Source organism: Micromonospora sp. WMMD710, from assembly GCF_029626045.1.
In the GTDB taxonomy this organism is placed as follows: domain Bacteria; phylum Actinomycetota; class Actinomycetes; order Mycobacteriales; family Micromonosporaceae; genus Micromonospora.
In genome coordinates this window covers 2,535,392-2,552,164 of sequence record NZ_JARUBD010000001.1, presented here as the reverse complement: position 1 = coordinate 2,552,164, position 16,773 = coordinate 2,535,392, and the positions used below count along the sequence as shown (strand labels likewise).

Below are 16,773 nucleotides of genomic sequence, written 5' to 3'. Positions count from 1 at the left end.
TGGCGACCGTATTGACCCGGTCGTCATCCTGTCAACAATTTCCGGAAACATCGCGGCAACCTCGGCCCGGCGGCGGGGCACCTGGGGGAGTGTCGTCCATCCTGGTCAGTAATCGATCAGCGCTCGCGAGATCACCTCAGCGTCCCGATGGTCGGATCAAGATCCGAAGAGCTACCGCCGAAATTTTCCGGAGAAGTTCCGGACCGTCCGGCCGGACGTCCAGGAATGCCGAACCGTTCGTCCTGGACGACGGGCACCTGGCGGTGCCGACCGGGCCGGGCATCGGGGTCGATCCGCTGCCGGAGGTGCTGGCCGAGTTCACGACCAGCACCGGGTGGCTGCCGCTCTGAGCGGTACGACGCACCGGTCGGCCGGGTGATGCGACGACACCGTCGACGCTAAGGCAGCCGCCCCGGCGGCGACGATTCCACCAGCTCGACGATCGGCGGTACAGCAGGCTGTACTTTCCGCGGCGGGCGCCGTCACCGGGGCGGTCGGTGGCCTATGTTGGCGCTGGAGGTGGGGTGGATGGCGTACGTGTGGCGCCGCATCCGCGTCGTGGTCGACGCCATCGAGCGCCTCGTCGGCGGGCTGGGCACCGCCGTGCTGGCGCTGGGCGCGCTGCTCTGGGCGCTGATCGTGGCGGTGGCCTGCCTGGCCGGGGTGGGGCTGCTGGCGGCGCCGGGCGCGCTGCGGGCGGTGCGCGCGGTGGCCGACCGGGAGCGCGCCCGGCTGTCCCGCCGGGGCACGCCGATCCCCGCACCGGGGCCGGTGCCGCTCGGGTTGCGCGCGGCGGTACGCGACCCGTTCGTCCGCCGGGACCTCGGCTGGGTCACGCTGCACGCGATCACCGGCCTGCTGTCCGGGCTGGTCGGCCTCGCGCTTCCGCTCTACGCCCTGCAGGACATCACGTTCCCGCTGTGGTACCGGCTGGTCCCACCCGAGGACGGCGCACCAGGCATGGGCTGGTGGCGCATCGAGAGCCTCTCCGAGGCGTTCGTGGTCGGGCTGGTCGGGCTGGGCTGGCTGGCCGCCGCGGTCGGGTTCAGCCCGGCCCTGGCCCGCGTGCAGGAGTGGCCGGGCCGGTGGCTGCTGCCTCCGCCGCCGGGGGTCGACCTGTCGCTGCGGGTCGCCGCGCTGACCGCCACCCGGGCCGCGGCGCTGGACGCGCACGCGGTGGAGCTGCGCCGCATCGAGCGGTCGCTGCACGACGGCACCCAGAACCGGCTGGTCGCGGTCAACGTGCTGCTCGGCGCCGCGCGCCGGGCGGTACGGCGCAACCCGGAGCGGGCCGACGAGATCCTCGGGCAGGCACAGGACGCGGCGGAACAGGCGCTCGGCGAACTGCGTACGGTGGTGCGCGGGATCCTGCCGCCCGTGCTGGACGACCGGGGCCTGGCCGGAGCGTTGGCGGGCCTGGCCGGCAGCTGTGCGGTGCCCTGCCGGCTGGAGGTGGACGTGGCGGTGCGCTGCGCGGCCTCGGTCGAGGCCACCGCGTACTTCGTGGTGGCCGAGGGGCTGACCAACGTGGTGCGGCACAGCGGTGCGAGCCAGGTGGACGTGACCGTGCGCCGTGAGCAGGGTCGGCTGCTGGTGACCGTGCGGGACGACGGGCACGGCGACGCCGACGAGGCCCGCGGCTCCGGGCTCACCGGCATCCGCCGGCGGGTCGAGGCGTACGACGGCCGGATGACGTTGACCAGCCCGCCCGGGGGCCCGACGAGGATGCACGTGGAGCTGCCATGCGGATCGTGATCGCCGAGGATGACCCGCTGCTGCGCGAGGGACTGGCGCTGCTGCTGCGGGCGGAGGACCTGGATGTGGTGGCCACGGCGGGCACCCCGGGCGAGTTCCTGACCGCGGTCGACGCGCACGCGCCGGATGTGGCGATCGTGGACGTACGGATGCCACCGACCCACACCGACGAGGGCATCGTGGCGGCGGTGGAGGCCCGGCGGCGTCGACCCGGCCTCGCCGTGCTGGTCCTGTCGGCGTACGTGGAGCAGGCGTTCGCCACCGAGCTGTTCTCGGTCGGCGCCGCCGGGCTCGGTTATCTGTTGAAGGAACGGGTGGGCCGGGTCGAGGAGTTCCTCGCCGCGCTGCACCGGGTCGCCGACGGCGGCAGCGTGATCGACCCGGAGGTGGTGGCGCAGCTGCTCGCCCGCAACCGCCGGCCGGACACGGCGCTGGGTGAGCTGTCGCCGCGTGAGCGCGAGGTGCTGGGGCTGATGGCCCAGGGGCTGGGCAACACGGCCATCGCCGAGCGGCTGTTCGTCACCGACGGCGCGGTGCACAAGCACATCCGCAGCATCTTCGCGAAGTTGCAGCTCCCGCCGGACGACCGTGCCGACCGCCGGGTCACCGCGGTGCTGCGCTACCTGGACGGCGGCCAGCGGTAGCGCCTGCTGTACCCGGACCTGGCAGCCCGCGGGATGGTCGCTGTTCTCCCAGCTCAATAGCGTTTCCGGTGCCCACAGTTCCGGTCGCTGACAGGGAGAGAGGCCAGCAGAATGCCCGACTATTCGGGACCATCCATCGACGCCGCCGTCCGCGTCGAACACCTCACCAGGGTGTACGAGGCCGGCCACACCCGGGTGACCGCGTTGGCCGGGGTGGACGCCGAGTTCGGTCGCGGCACCTTCACCGCGGTGATGGGGCCCTCCGGCTCCGGCAAGAGCACGCTCCTGCAGACCGCCGCCGGGCTGGACCGGCCCTCCGCGGGCCGCGTCCTCATCGGCGGCACCGACCTGTCGCGGCTGTCCGAGACCCGCCTCACCGAGCTGCGGCGCACCCGGATCGGGTTCGTGTTCCAGGCGTTCAATCTGATCGGCGCGCTCAGCGTCGAGGAGAACATCGTGCTGCCGCTGCGGTTGGCCGGCGTCCGTCCGGACCGCGCCTGGTTGACCCGGGTGGTCGAGCGGGTCGGGCTCACCGACCGGCTGCACGACCGGCCGGCCGCCCTGTCCGGTGGCCAGCAGCAGCGGGTGGCGATCGCCCGGGCGCTGGCCACCCGCCCCGAGGTGATCTTCTGTGACGAGCCCACCGGGGCACTCGACACGGGCACCGCGGCGGAGGTGTTGACGCTGCTGCGCGCGGTCGTCGACGAACACGGGCTGACCGTGGTGATGGTGACCCACGATCCGGTGGCCGCGTCGTACGCGGACCGCGTGCTCGTGTTGGCCGACGGCCGGATCGTCGCCGACCTGCCGCAGTTGGGGGCCGCCCGCATCGCCGAGCACCTGGCGTCGCTGGACCGGCGGGCCGTCCGATGACCGCGCTCGCCGCCCGGCTGCTGCGCCACCGTGGCGGTCCGGCCGCCGCCACGCTGCTCGCCCTGGTCGCCGGGGTGCTGATCCTGGTCGCCATGGGCACCCTCGTCGAGTCCGGGCTGCGGTTCCGTCCGCAGCCGCGGCTCTGGGTGACGGCCGACCTGGTCGTCGCCGACCGCACGGTCAGCCACACGATCAGGGAGTTCGACGGCGGGACCAGCACGAGCACCGTCGCGCTGCCCGAGGGCGGCACGGTGGACGCCGCTCTGGTGGAAGAGATCCGGCGGCTGCCCGGCGTCGCGCAGGTGAGCGGCGACGACCGGGTCGTGCTCGGCGCACCGGCCGGCGTGGGGCACAGCTGGGGCACGTACGGGTTCGCGGGTCGTCCGATCGCTGCGGGCGTCGCGCCCCGGGCGGACGACGAGGTGCTGGTCGACTCTCGGCTGGGCGTTGCTCCGGGCGACCGCATCGACCTGGTCGCCGGTGGGGTCAGTCGGCCGTACCGGGTGAGCGCGACCGCCGACACGGGCGCCGCCGGGGTGTTCTTCACCGACGCGCAGGCCGCGCGGCTGTCCGCGCACCCGGGCCGGGTGGACGCGATCGGCGTGCGGGTGGCGCCGGGCGCCGATCGCGGCGCGGTGGGCGACGCGGTCCGCCGGATCGCCTCGGCGGCCGGCGCCAGCACGTACGCCGGCGCGGACCGGGGGGAGTCCGAGCAGTCCGCGAACCTGGCCGCCCGGTCGCTGCTGATCGAGGCCGGGGCGGCGTTCGGCGGGTACGTCATCCTGCTGATCGTCTTCGTGGTGGCCGGCACGATCGGTCTGTCCGTCCGGCATCGGCGGCGCGATCTGGCGTTGCTGCGGGCGGTCGCGGCGACGCCGGGCCAGATACGTCGGATGCTGATCGCCGAGGCCGCGCTGCTGGGTCTGGTCGCCTCCGTCCTCGGCGCGCCGGCCGGCCTGCTGGCCGCCGGCTGGGTGCACGGCGAACTGGTCGGCCGCGGGTTCGTCCCGGCCGACTTTCCGATGACCGGTGGGCTCGTCGCGGTGCCGGCGGCGGCGGCCACGGCGGTGCTCGTGGCGGTGCTCGCCGCGCTGGTCGCCGGGCGGCGGGTCGCCGGGATCAAGCCGGTCGAGGCGCTCGGCGAGATCGCCGTCGAGCCTCGGCCCAGCGGCCGGGTACGGCTGATCGCCGGTGTGCTGACCCTCGCCGCCGCCGTCACCTCCGGGGCGTTCACGTTCGGCGGCACCGGGCCGACGGCGGCGTTGGCCGGCGCGGCCGGCATGCTCTACCTGTTCGTCATCGCGGTGGCGCTGCTCGCGCCGAGGCTGAACGCGCACGCGGCACGCCTGCTCACCCCGGCGCTGTCCCGGAGCTGGCGGGTCAGCGGCCACCTCGCTGCGGCCAACCTGCGGGCCAACGCGCAGGGCATGGCGACCGTGCTGACCGCCCTCGTGCTGTCGGTCGGGTTCGGCGGCTCGGTGTGGTTCCTGCAGACCAACCTTGAGCGGGAGACCGTTGCGCAGAGTGCTGCGGGCACGCTCGCCGAGCGGGTGGTGTCCGCGCCGGGCGGGCTGGCGCAAGAGGCGGCGCGGGAGATCCGCGAGCTGGCCGGGGTACGGGCGGCCACCGGTGTACGCCGCACACAGGTGGTGGTGCGGTCGTTCGACGGGATCGAGCCGGTCGCCGCTCAGGCGGTCGACCCGACCGGGATCGCGTCCACGATGGACCTCGGCGTACGCGACGGTGACCTGGCCGACCTGGGCGCGGACACGGTCGCGCTCTCCGCGCCCCAGGCGTCGGCCTCCGGTTGGCACGTCGGTGACCAGGCGGAACTCTGGTTGGGCGACGGCACCCCGGTCCGGCTGAGAGTCGTCGCGGTGTACGAGCGCGGGCTCGGCTTCGGCGAGGTCACGCTGGCCGCCGCGACGGTCGCCGGGCACACCGCCGACGTCACCGACGACGAGATCCTGGTCCGCGCGGGCCCGGACGCCGCTCCGGCCCTGGCCGCCTGGTCGGCCCGGCACCCGGGCAGCGAGGTGTTGGACTCGGCCACCCGTTCCCGGCTGATCGGCACCGACCTGGCACTCGGCGCCTGGTTGAACCGGCTGCTGATCGGCGTGCTGGTGGGGTACGCGGCGCTGGCCGCGGCCACCACGATGGTGCTGGCCGCGTTGGCCCGCCGTCGCGAGCTGGCGCTGTTGCAGCTGGTCGGCCTGACCCGCCGGCAGATCCGGCGGATGGTCCACGCCGAGCAGACCGCGCTGCTCGGCACCGCGATGGCGATCGGCGCGACGATCGCCGCGCTGACCCTGGGCGCGATCGTCAACGCGCTGACCGGCAGCCCGATCCCGTACGTTCCGCCGCTCGGCGGGGCGGCGGTGCTCGGTGGTACGGCGCTGCTGGCGCTGGCGACCACGGTGTGGCCCGTCCGGCGGCTGCTCCGGGTCCGGCCGGTCGACGCCATCGGCATGAAGGAGTAGGGGTCGCCGCACCCGCACTGCAAACAACCTGCAAACGCTAACCCTTGCGTCCAGGGAAACCGCTTTCCTGCGATTGCGTTACATCGATGTTTCATCCTTCGGCCGGGCGAACGGATATCGAACGACGCCACTGTGGCCATGCGCTTTCTGCGGCAACCTTCCCAGGCTTCACCAGGGGAAGGAGGCCCCGGAAGGGGTGTGCCTCAATGTGCCGTGGTCAATTCATGGGCGATCGGTTAAGCCATTCGAAAACGCGAAGGTGAGGCGAGATGAGACGACCAGTCGCACCGCGACTTCAGGCACTGCTCGCGACCGCGACCGTCGGGGTCGCGGTCGGGGTGGTCCTGGTGACCCCCGGGGCCTCGGCCGCGGTGGGCACTGCCACCGGTTACGCCACCCAGAACGGCGGCACGACCGGCGGCGCGGGCGGGCAGACGGTACGGGCCACCACCGGCACCGCGATCCACGCGGCGCTATGCGGTCGGCCCAGCAGCAGCACCCCGATCACCATCGAGGTCACCGGGACCATCAACCACGGCAACACCAGCAAGGTGTCGGGTGGCAGCTGCAACACCGCGGACGGCGTGATCGAACTCAAGCAGATCAGCAACGTCACCATCATCGGCGTCGGCAGCGGAGCCGTCTTCGACCAGCTCGGCATCCACATCCGTGACTCCAGCAACATCATCATCCAGAACGTGACGGTCCGGAACGTCAAGAAGTCGGGCTCGCCCACCTCCAACGGTGGCGACGCCATCGGCATGGAGAGCACCGTCCGCAACGTCTGGGTCGACCACGTCACCCTCGAGGCGTCGGGCGGCGAGTCGGAGGGCTACGACGGCCTCTTCGACATGAAGGACAACACCCAGTACGTGACCCTGTCGTACAGCATCCTGCGCAACTCCGGTCGCGGTGGCCTCATCGGGTCCAGCGAGAGCGACCTCTCGAACGGCTTCATCACGTTTCACCACAACCGGTACGAGAACATCGACTCCCGTACGCCTCTGCTCCGCGGCGGTGTGGCCCACATCTACAACAACCACTACGTGAGCCTGCACGAGTCCGGTATCAACTCCCGGGCCGGGGCCAGGGCCAAGGTGGAGAACAACTACTTCCGCGACTCCAAGGACGTCCTGGGCACCTTCTACACCAACGAGCGCGGCTACTGGCAGGTCAGCGGCAACACCTTCGACAACGTGACCTGGTCCACCGCCGGGAGCGAGAACTACCCCGCCGGTCCCAACCCGACGTCCACCACCACCGTCAGCATCCCGTACTCGTACCGCCTCGACGGGGCGAGTTGCGTGCCGGACGTGGTCCGTCAGGCGGCGGGCGCCAACACGGGTCTGCGGGTGTCGGACGGGAGCTGTTCGCCGCAGACCCCGCCCCCGACCACGCCCCCGCCGACCACCCCGCCGCCGAGCGGGACCAACCTCAGCCTCGGTGCCGGTGCCGACGGATCCAGCAAGGCCAGCGGCACCAGCTACGGCAACGTGCGCGACGGCAGCATCAGCACCTACTGGTCGCCGGCCGGCGCGACCGGCTCCATCTCGATCAAGTGGGGTTCCGCCACCCGGGTGTCCCGGGTGATCATCCGGGAGCCGGCCGGCACCCAGGGCTCCATCGGATCCTGGCAGCTCGTCAACCACGACACCGGGGCCGTCCTGGCCGCGGGCAGCGGAGCGGGCTCCATCACCTTCGCCGCGACGTCCCTGAGCAAGATCACCTTCAAGATCAACAGCTCCGGCGGCGCGCCTCGGGTCGGCGAGTTCGAGACGTACGCCAGCTGACGGCCGGCGGGCGCCACCGCTGCCGCCGTGGCCACACGATGAGGCCCCGACCAGCGCTCGGCGCTGGTCGGGGCCTCGTCTCGTGAGTCGTGCGGCCGCGACCCGGGCCCGGATCGTGCCCCGCCCGGGAGTGACCGAGCCGACATGTCGCCGCCAGTTCGCGCCAAACTTGAATTGTTCCAGAAGACTGGGATATGTTCGTCCGCGTGACGTCCGACTTCGAGGCGCAGCTGCGGGCGGCCTCGTTGCGCGTGACCCGTCCCCGGTTGGCGGTGCTCGCGGCGCTGCGCGACCACCCGCACGTCGACACCGACACGATGATCGCACTGGTACGCGCGGGCCATCCCACGGTCTCCCACCAGGCGGTGTACGACGTGCTGCGCGCGCTCACCGACGCCGGTCTGGTGCGTCGAATCCAGCCCGCCGGCGCGACCGCCCGCTACGAGTCGCGGGTCGCGGACAACCACCACCATGTCGTGTGCCGCTCCTGCGGCACGATCGCCGACGTCGACTGCGCCGTCGGCCACGCTCCCTGTCTCACCGCCTCGGGCGACCACGGCTTCGTGGTCGACGAGGCGGAGGTCGTCTACTGGGGCACCTGTCCCGACTGCGCGACCGACCGCACGCCCCAGAGATCCGCAAGCTCGGAAGGAAGCACATGAGCGACACCCAGGACAACCGCCCCATCAGTGCGCAGGGCATCGACGAGAAGGCAGCGGCCGGCTGCCCGGTCGCGCACGACTCGGTGACCGCGCAGGGCAGCGAGAGCGAGAACCCGGCGATCGACTCGCCGACCCCGAAGACCGGCGGCCGTCCGCGCACCAACCGGGACTGGTGGCCCAACCAGCTCGACCTCTCGGTGCTGCACGCCCACTCGTCCAAGGGCAACCCCCTGGGAGCGGACTTCAGCTACGCCAAGGAGTTCGCCAAGCTCGACGTCGAGGCCCTCAAGCGCGACATCACCGAGGTGCTCACCACCTCGCAGGACTGGTGGCCGGCGGACTTCGGCCACTACGGCGGCCTCATGATCCGGATGAGCTGGCACGCCGCCGGCACGTACCGCATCGAGGACGGTCGCGGTGGGGCCGGCGACGGTGGTCAGCGTTTCGCTCCGCTGAACAGCTGGCCGGACAACGCCAACCTGGACAAGGCCCGCCGGCTGCTCTGGCCGGTCAAGCAGAAGTACGGCCAGAAGATCTCCTGGGCGGACCTGCTCGTGCTCGCCGGCAACGTCGCCCTGGAGTCGATGGGGTTCAAGACCTTCGGCTTCGGTTTCGGTCGGGAGGACGTGTGGGAGCCCGAGGAGATCTTCTGGGGCCCGGAGGACACCTGGCTCGGTGACGAGCGCTACGCCTCCGAGAAGGAGATGGCGGCCGGCGTCGGGGCGACCGAGATGGGTCTCATCTACGTCAACCCGGAGGGCCCCCGCGGTAACGCGGACCCGGCCGCCGCGGCCCACTTCATCCGCGAGACCTTCCGCCGGATGGCGATGAACGACGAGGAGACCGTCGCGCTCATCGCCGGTGGCCACACCTTCGGTAAGACCCACGGTGCCGCCCCGGCCGACAACCACGTGGGCCCGGAGCCCGAGGGTGCCCCGCTGGAGGCGCAGGGCCTGGGCTGGCTCAGCACCCACGGCAGCGGCAAGGGCGCCGACACGATCACCAGCGGGCTCGAGGTGACGTGGACCGACGTGCCGACGCAGTGGAGCAACCGCTTCTTCGAGATCCTGTTCGGCCACGAGTGGGAGCTGACCACGAGCCCCGGTGGCGCGAAGCAGTGGGTCGCCAAGGACGCCGAGGCGATCATCCCGGACGCCCACGACCCGTCGAAGAAGCACCGGCCGACGATGCTCACGACCGACCTGTCGCTGCGCGTCGACCCGGCGTACGAGAAGATCTCGCGCCGCTTCCTGGAGAACCCGGACCAGTTCGCGTTGGCCTTCGCCAAGGCCTGGTACAAGCTGCTGCACCGCGACATGGGCCCGGTCAGCCGTTACCTGGGTCCGTGGGTCGCCGAGCCGCAGCTCTGGCAGGACCCGGTGCCGGCAGCCGCCGGTGACCTCGTGGGTGACGCCGACATCGCCGCCCTCAAGGCGAAGGTCCTCGACTCGGGCCTCACGACCGCCCAGCTGGTCTCCACCGCCTGGGCGTCCGCCGCGACCTTCCGCCACACCGACAAGCGCGGTGGCGCCAACGGTGCGCGGATCCGTCTCGAGCCGCAGCGCAGCTGGGAGGTCAACCAGCCCGAGCAGCTGTCGACCGTCCTGACCACCCTCGAGGGCATCCAGCAGGAGTTCAATTCCGCCGGTGGGGCGAGCATCTCGCTCGCCGATTTGATCGTGCTGGCCGGTGCGGCCGCCGTCGAGAAGGCGGCGCGCGACGCCGGCGTCGAGGTGACCGTGCCGTTCCGGCCGGGCCGCACCGACGCCACCCAGGAGCAGACCGACGCCGAGTCCTTCCGGGTCCTCGAGCCGCGCGCCGACGGTTTCCGCAACTACCTGCGCGAGGGCGAGAAGACCCAGCCGGAGGTGCTGCTCATCGACCGTGCCTACATGCTGAACCTGACCGCACCCGAGATGACCGTCCTCATCGGCGGCCTGCGGTCCCTCGGCGCCAACTCCGGCGGCGTGCAGCACGGTGTCCTCACCGACCGGCCGGGTGTGCTCACCAACGACTTCTTCGCCAACCTGCTCTCCCCGGGCACCCGGTGGAGCGCGTCGAAGTCCGACGAGCACGTGTACGAGATCCGTGACCTGTCCACCGACGAGGTGAAGTGGACCGCCACGGCGGTCGACCTCATCTTCGGCTCCAACTCACAGCTGCGGGCCCTGGCGGAGGTCTACGCCAGCCAGGACGCGCGCGACAAGTTCGTGACCGACTTCGTCCAGGCCTGGACGAAGGTCATGGAACTGGACCGGTTCGACCTCAACTGATCCGCTGTGCCCGACGAGCCCCGGTCGACCGACCGGGGCTCGTCGGGCCTCAGGGGTCGGGGGTCGCCGTCGGTGTCACCGCCGTCGCCGGGCTGCGGCCCTGCCACGTGTCGTGTTCGAGCCGGCGCAGCCGTTCCGTCTCGCCCTCGGCCATCCGGTTCGTGGCGTACCGCAGCAGTGGCGGTGTCATCAGCGAGGTGACGATCGCGACCAGCACCACGACGGTGTACATGGCCGTGTTCAGTACGCCCAGGCGCAGACCGGTCAGCGCGACGATCACCTGAATGACGCCGCGGGCGTTCATGCCGGCGCCGAGGGCCATCGCCGACCACCGGTCGAGCCGGCCGAGCCGCGCGCCGACGAAGGCGCCGGTGAACTTGCCGACGATCGCCACCGCCAGCACGGCGAGCCCGGTGAGCGTCACGGCCGGCTCCGCCAGCGCGGTGAGGTCCATCCGCAGGCCGGCGGTGGCCAGGAAGATCGGGGCGAGGACCGACAGCACGATCGCCCGCAAGGGCGCGAGGAGCACCTGGGCCGAGCGGGTGGTGGCGATGAGGACCCCCGCGACCAGCGCGCCGAAGAGCGCCTCCATGCGTAGCGAATGCGTGATCACCGCGCCGACCAGCACGATGACGACCGCGGCGGCCACCGCCGGTCCGGGCTCGCCCGACCGCGCCACGCGCTTCATCACGCGGCGGACCAGGAACCGCCCCACCGTGGCGGCGAACGCCACGAACCCCAGCAGGTATGCGACGGAGAGACTGACGGCGCCGACGGTCAGGCCGACGGTCGCGGCGGTGGCGACCAGCGAGAGCAGGAGCCAGCCGGCCACGTCGTCGATGACACTGACGGCGAGGGTGAGCTGACCGATGTCCCGGTGCAGCAGACGCATGTCCGAGAGGGTCTTGGCGATGACCGGCACCGCGGAGACGCAGATCGCCACCCCGATGAGGAGTGCGAACGTCCACCGCTGCGCGGCGGGTGTCGCCGAGACCGAGGCCGGGATCAGCAGGCCCAGGCCGATGCCCAGAGCGAGCGGGATCAGCAGCCCGCACGCGCTGACGGCGGTGGCCGCCCGGCGGTGACGGCGCAGCACCGTCACGTCGACGTGGGTGCCGGTGATGCCGACGAGCAGCAGGAGGCCGAGTTGGGCGACCGCGTCCAGCAGATGCATCTGTCCCGGGTCGTCGGGCAGCAGCCATCCGGTGATCCCCGGCGTGAGGTGCCCGAGCAGCGACGGGCCGAGGATGACCCCGGTGAGCAGTTCGCCGACCACGGCGGGCATGCCGAGCCGTTCGGCGAGCCCGCCGAGCAGACGCGCGAGGAGCAGCAGAACAGTGAGGGCGCTGAGGAAGACCAGGAGCTGATGGTGGGCCATCGGTGCCGGGGCGGCGGACAGGACCACGGGACGACCTCCTTGCCGGATGCGTCCCCTTATTCTCTGGTCGGTGCGAGCGCGAGGCGTCTCCCGGCGTGCCCTTCCCGTCGGGCCGATGGTCGTGCCGGGACGGTCAGGACGTGACCGATTGGACCGTCGACCGACTGTCCATCGTGGAGCCCTGCTCCGGCACCGGAGAGGACGACGTGGTCGGACGGGTGGCCATCTCGTCCACCGGGACCGGCCCGCCGCACGAGGTGCACATCACCACCAGCTCGACCGGGTGCTCGCAGGTGGTGTGGACGCTGGCCCGTTCCGGTTGGCCGGCACCGGTGCTGTGTTTGTCACCCCACTGCATCAACGCCATCAGCACCGGCGCCAGGTCCCGTCCGCGCGCGGTGAGCCGGTACTCGTGTCGCAGGGGGCGGTACTTGTAGGGGACCCGCTCGAAGATGCCGGCCTCAACCAGGGTGTTCAGGCGTTGGGCGAGGACGTTGCGGGCCATCCCGAGGTCGCTGAGGAACGAGTCGAAGCGGCAGTCACCCACCAGCGCGTTGCGGACGATGAGGAGCGTCCAGCGCTCGCCGACGACCTCGAGAGCGCGTGCGATCGAGCAGTCCTGTCCGTACCCACGTCGAGACACAGCGTCATCCTAGTGCCCGTACGGCCGGGCAACCCCGAGGAAAATTGCGCACCTCACGGGTCGAATCGACGTATCGGCAGGTGGTTGCCGCCACGCCGGAGCAGCACGAGCGCCGCGAGAAGCCCGATCACGGCGAGGCCGGCGGCGACCGCGAACGCGGTCTGCAGGCCGGCGGCGACCTGTCCGGGCGCCGCGGGCGCGCCGGGTGCCGCCTGGTGTGCGACGAGGGCGGCCGAGACGATGGCGAGCCCGATGGCTCCACCCATGCTGAACGAGGCGTCGGTGAGGCCCGTCGTGGCGGACGAGTCGGCGTCGGTGGCCCCGAGGGTGACGGCGATCTGCGCGGCCACGAAGGCGGCTCCCGCGCCCACCCCGATGACCGGCAGCACACTGACGATGTATCCGGCGGCCAGCGGGCCACGCACCATGGTCAGCGCGAGCAGGCCGGCGCCGACCAGCGCCATGCCGGCCATGGCGACCGTCCGCAGCCCGTGCCGCAGCACCACGGCCTGGCCGGCGTACGAGCCGATCACCGATGGCAGGGTCAGCGCGACCATCAGGACGCCGAAGCCGGTGGCGGAGAGCCCCAGCGACTCCTGACCGTAGAGGGTGATCAGCAGGAGCACGCCGTCGACGATCGTGCCGGCGGTGAACAGCACGATGAGCCCGGCGAGTCGGGTCCGGGAGCGCAGCAGCCCGGGGCGGACCAGGGGACGGGCGGCACGGGACTCGACCGCCAGGAAGAGCAGCAGCAGCACGACGGCGCCGGCCAACCGCAGCAGGGCGTTGACGGCCGAGCCCTCGGTGGCGAACGCCCCGACGATCGTCCACCCGAACAGGACCAGGGCGCCGACCAGGCTCGCCGCGCCGGCCACGTCCAGCGGACGGCCGGGAAGGGCGCACCGGTCGGCGGGCAGGACCGGCGCGAGCAGTGCGGCGGCGATGCCCACCGGCACGTTCAGCAGGAACACCCAGCGCCAGCCGGGACCGTCGGTGAGGATGCCGCCCAGCAGCAGCCCCGCCGTGCCGCCGAAGGCGCCGATCAGGGTCCACAGGCCGAGCGCGCGGGACCGGGCCGGGCCGTTGCCGAGGGACAACGCGAGCAGCGGCAGCGCGGTCGTCGCGACCAGTGCCGCGCCGACCCCCTGCAGGGCCCGGGCCGCGATCAGCGCACCACCCGACCAGGCCACGGCCGACAGCAGCGAGGCGGCGGCCACCACCGCGAGGCCGGTGGTGAACAACCGGCGGCGCCCGAACAGGTCGGCCAGCCGGGTGCTGAGCAACAGCATGCCACCGAAGCTGAGCAGGAAGGCCGACATGAGCCACTGGACGGTCACCGTGGACAACCCGAGTCCACGTTGGATGCTCGGGATGGCGACGTAGACGATGGTGCTGTCCACCGCCACCATCAGGAACGAGGCACCGAGCGCGCCGAGGGCCAGCCGTTGGCGTTTGCCGAGTCGCGGCGCCATCGGCGCCGGTGCGCTGAAGTTGTCCACCATCCCAGCCCCTTGGTTTCCCGGTGGTGCGGGAGCTAGCCGCATCGACAGGCGTCAGGCGCGCCGCGGGCTGTCATCCGGCCCACGGCGGCCATGGGTGCGACAAACCGGAGGTGCGACGGCCCGGGTGTGCTGGGCGGGCCCCGGCTGTCGCTCATGCGGCGTCATCGACAACCACTCAGTGCGGATTTGAAACTGACGTCGCGCAATGAAGATAGCAGCAGAGACTCGCTCGCACGACCCTCCGGAGCACAGTCGCGGGGCAGCGCCGCACATCCCGACAAGACCACGCCGCAGGGGTGGACGGCGCGGCTGTCCGAGGTGCAGGTCGCCGCGGTCCGCGGCCCCCCGCCGGCCCTGGATCCGGTGCGGGACGGGCCGCACCGGCGGGCCGACGACCGGCCGTCGCGGGGCGCGACACAGCGTCGATCGGGGGTACGGCCCCGAACCCTGACCCTGCGGTGAACCGGCTGGAGCGACGGCCACGCCGACGTGTGCCGCGGTGGCCCGACCTCGGGCCACGGTCCGGCGGTGTCGATGGCGGTCCCGGCCCTCCGCGCCGATCCGCCCCCCGTCCCGTCCGTGTGGGCGCCGTGTGACGCGGCGCTGGGCGGGACGTGGGCGCGGTGCTCGGAGGGGTACGGCTCAGTGGACGGGAAGGGCCAGCAGGATCGGCGGGTCGAGGGGAGTCATCCGTCGCAGGTGGAGGTCCGCCTCCGTCGCGCCCGGACGCCGACAGATGGTGAGTGGGCCGGACGCGCCGATCAGCGCGTCCTGGTCCTCGGGGTTGGCGCGCCAGTAGCTCGGGTCCTCCCGGAGGCTGGAGTACGCGAGGACGTACCACTGCCCGGGCGGTGGGTTCTCCAGCCGGTAGGGGCCGGGGCGTTCGAGGACGGTGCAGCTCGCCGGGCGCCCGAGTGGTACCGGGTCGCGGAAGAGCCCGATGAAGACGGTGCGATCGCCGTCCTGGTCGAACTCGGGCGCGTGCACCGTGCCCATGATCGTCGTGACCGGCGGCTGGGGGACCGGCCGGCGGTCGACGGGAACCTGCGGCGTCACCCCACCCAGCCTGCGGAAGGTGCTCGGCGAGACGCCGACGCTGCTGCTGAACCGGGAGCTGAAGGTGCCCACACTGGCGTAACCGACCTCATGGGTGATCTCGGTGACGCTCAGCGAGGTGGACAGCAGGAGCTGTTTGGCGCGGTGCAGCCGCATGACCATGAGGAAGCGTCCCGGAGAGATACCGGTCGTTCGCTGGAAGATCCGGGTGAAGTGGAACTTGCTGAACATCGCGGTCCTGGCCATGCCGTCCACGGTGTGTTGTTCAGCGAGATCATCCCGGATAGCCTTGATGACGCGACCGACGGCTCTCTGGATACTGTCTTCCATCGCATCCCCCAATCCGATGGTTGGTACACGTGTGACGCAGGATTTGGTGCCGGTGGCCGGGCACCTCAGATGTGGCGCGTGGCGATACGCCGGTCCCGCTTGCGCTCCCGGTTCGTTCACCGGGCGGCAATTACTTGTTAAGCACCTAAGAGAATAGATGCAGACCAATGGTTGGCGACGGTGCGCCCATGCTAGCGGCCGCTGGACCCGCAATCAACACACCCATTTTCCCGGGTGGAGATACGGTTTCCTGCAGACTGGTCAGGGCTGCCTAAAATGGACGCTTGCCCCGAATGTGAAGACATTAGCCGCTGTCGCCGGGCAATCTCTGGCTGTTCGATCCGGTTTGTCGGGTGCCCGCCGGCCGGTATGGCGGAAAGGTGCGGTCCGTCGCCCCGGCCGGCGGGCGCAACGGTGCCGGACGGATATCCGACGCCGTCGTGCGTGCGATCTCGTCAACGGGACTGCGGTTGCGGACTCCGGCTGAACTGGCCCGGGGAGCGCCCGGTCCCGGCCGGACCCCGGTACGCCTGGGCGATGTCCAGCCAGTGGTCGGCCTCGTCGCCGACCGCCGTCAGGGCCAGGTCGTCCCGGTGCCGGCGCCGGGTCACGAGCAGGCAGAAGTCCTCGGCCGGGCCGGTGATCCGCTGCTCGGCGTCCTCCGGGCCGAACGCCCACACCGCGCCGGAAGGTGCGGTGATCTCGAAGCGGAACTCGACGTCCGGCGGCGTCAGCCCGCGCGCCAGATACCCGAAGTCCCAGGTCCGGACGGCGAAGCCGACCAGGTGACCGAGTCGGTCGGTGGGCGTCCGGCGCTCGCCCAGGGCGTCCGCGACGTCCTGACCGTGCCCGAAGACCTCCATCATCCCGGCCGCGGCGAGCACCGGTGCCGGCAGGGGGCGCACCAGCCACGGCACCGGCTGGCCGGCCGGCACCGCGGCGAGTGCCTTCTCGGCCGTGGCGCGCTCGGTGCGCCAGCGGGACAGCAGGACCGCAGGTGGCTCGACGACGAAGTCGGCCATGGCGGCCGCCACGTTGGCGTCGAAGTCGTCGCTGAGTCGGCTGACCACCTGCTGGAACGCGGCCGGCTGCGCGGCGGCCAGTCCGGCGAGCCGGAAGGTCGCGGCCAGGTGGGCGATCTGGTGCCGGATCGCCCAGCCGTGCGCCGGGGTCGGGGTGTCCCACTGCTCGGCGTCCAGCTTCGCCACGAGGGCGTCGAGGGCCTCGCTCTCCGCGGTGAGATCGGCGATCACGTCGGGTGCCTGGGTCACGTCGGTGCCCTCTTCCTGATAGTCGTCACGAACGAGTTGTCTGCTCGACCGTCTGATCCTTCACGGTGCACCGAATCCAATTTTGGATGAAGCTGCGCGGTACATTGGATTGGGAA

General features: G+C 71.8%; 12 protein-coding genes. 7 read left to right on the top strand and 5 right to left on the bottom strand.

The features are described 5' to 3' along the window. Positions 1 to 528: 528 nt before the first annotated feature. The 7 genes from O7620_RS11695 (at position 529) to katG (ending at position 10,477) form a co-directional block, all read left to right on the top strand. Positions 529 to 1,755: a sensor histidine kinase gene (locus O7620_RS11695; RefSeq protein ID WP_151489004.1), complete on the top strand. Its 1,227-nt coding sequence runs from the start codon at positions 529 to 531 to the stop codon at positions 1,753 to 1,755. Continuing rightward, positions 1,743 to 2,399: a response regulator transcription factor gene (locus tag O7620_RS11690; RefSeq protein ID WP_278123057.1), complete on the top strand. Its 657-nt coding sequence runs from the start codon at positions 1,743 to 1,745 to the stop codon at positions 2,397 to 2,399. Before O7620_RS11695 ends, O7620_RS11690 begins: the two co-directional genes overlap by 13 nt. Before the next feature lie 111 nt (positions 2,400 to 2,510). After that, the gene (locus O7620_RS11685; RefSeq protein WP_151489006.1) at positions 2,511 to 3,272 is read left to right on the top strand and encodes an ABC transporter ATP-binding protein; all 762 of its coding nucleotides are present in this window, start codon (positions 2,511 to 2,513) and stop codon (positions 3,270 to 3,272) included. Further along, entirely contained in the window at positions 3,269 to 5,752 is a 2,484-nt protein-coding gene (locus tag O7620_RS11680) for an FtsX-like permease family protein (protein WP_278123056.1), read from the top strand. Before O7620_RS11685 ends, O7620_RS11680 begins: the two co-directional genes overlap by 4 nt. Positions 5,753 to 6,021: 269 nt before the next feature. Next, positions 6,022 to 7,542: a pectate lyase gene (locus tag O7620_RS11675; protein WP_278123055.1), complete on the top strand. Its 1,521-nt coding sequence runs from the start codon at positions 6,022 to 6,024 to the stop codon at positions 7,540 to 7,542. A 206-nt stretch (positions 7,543 to 7,748) separates the two neighbouring features. Beyond that, positions 7,749 to 8,204, top strand: coding sequence for a Fur family transcriptional regulator (locus O7620_RS11670; RefSeq protein WP_278123054.1), 456 nt, complete (start codon positions 7,749 to 7,751; stop codon positions 8,202 to 8,204). Beyond that, positions 8,201 to 10,477 (top strand): catalase/peroxidase HPI, encoded by a 2,277-nt coding sequence (gene katG / locus O7620_RS11665; RefSeq protein ID WP_278123053.1) that lies wholly within the window; start codon positions 8,201 to 8,203, stop codon positions 10,475 to 10,477. The genes O7620_RS11670 and katG overlap by 4 nt, the downstream gene beginning before the upstream one ends. A gap of 49 nt (positions 10,478 to 10,526) precedes the next feature. On the opposite strand, the gene O7620_RS11660 is transcribed toward katG, so the two are convergent. The 5 genes from O7620_RS11660 to O7620_RS11640 all read right to left on the bottom strand — a co-directional run bounded on the left by O7620_RS11660 (position 10,527) and on the right by O7620_RS11640 (position 16,657). Further along, positions 10,527 to 11,882 carry a cation:proton antiporter gene (locus O7620_RS11660; protein ID WP_278123052.1) on the bottom strand — a complete coding sequence of 452 codons (1,356 nt, stop codon included), beginning with the start codon at positions 11,880 to 11,882 and terminating at the stop codon, positions 10,527 to 10,529. A gap of 106 nt (positions 11,883 to 11,988) precedes the next feature. After that, on the bottom strand, positions 11,989 to 12,498 hold the full coding sequence (locus tag O7620_RS11655) for a helix-turn-helix domain-containing protein (RefSeq protein ID WP_278123051.1): 510 nt from the start codon (positions 12,496 to 12,498) through the stop codon (positions 11,989 to 11,991). Positions 12,499 to 12,551: 53 nt separating this feature from the next. Further along, on the bottom strand, positions 12,552 to 14,000 hold the full coding sequence (locus O7620_RS11650) for an MFS transporter (RefSeq protein WP_192580143.1): 1,449 nt from the start codon (positions 13,998 to 14,000) through the stop codon (positions 12,552 to 12,554). Between the two features lie 642 nt (positions 14,001 to 14,642). Continuing rightward, on the bottom strand, positions 14,643 to 15,302 hold the full coding sequence (locus O7620_RS11645) for a helix-turn-helix transcriptional regulator (RefSeq protein ID WP_278123050.1): 660 nt from the start codon (positions 15,300 to 15,302) through the stop codon (positions 14,643 to 14,645). A 539-nt stretch (positions 15,303 to 15,841) separates the two neighbouring features. Beyond that, positions 15,842 to 16,657 carry a TIGR03084 family metal-binding protein gene (locus tag O7620_RS11640; RefSeq protein WP_278123049.1) on the bottom strand — a complete coding sequence of 272 codons (816 nt, stop codon included), beginning with the start codon at positions 16,655 to 16,657 and terminating at the stop codon, positions 15,842 to 15,844. Between the last annotated feature and the right edge of the window lie 116 nt (positions 16,658 to 16,773).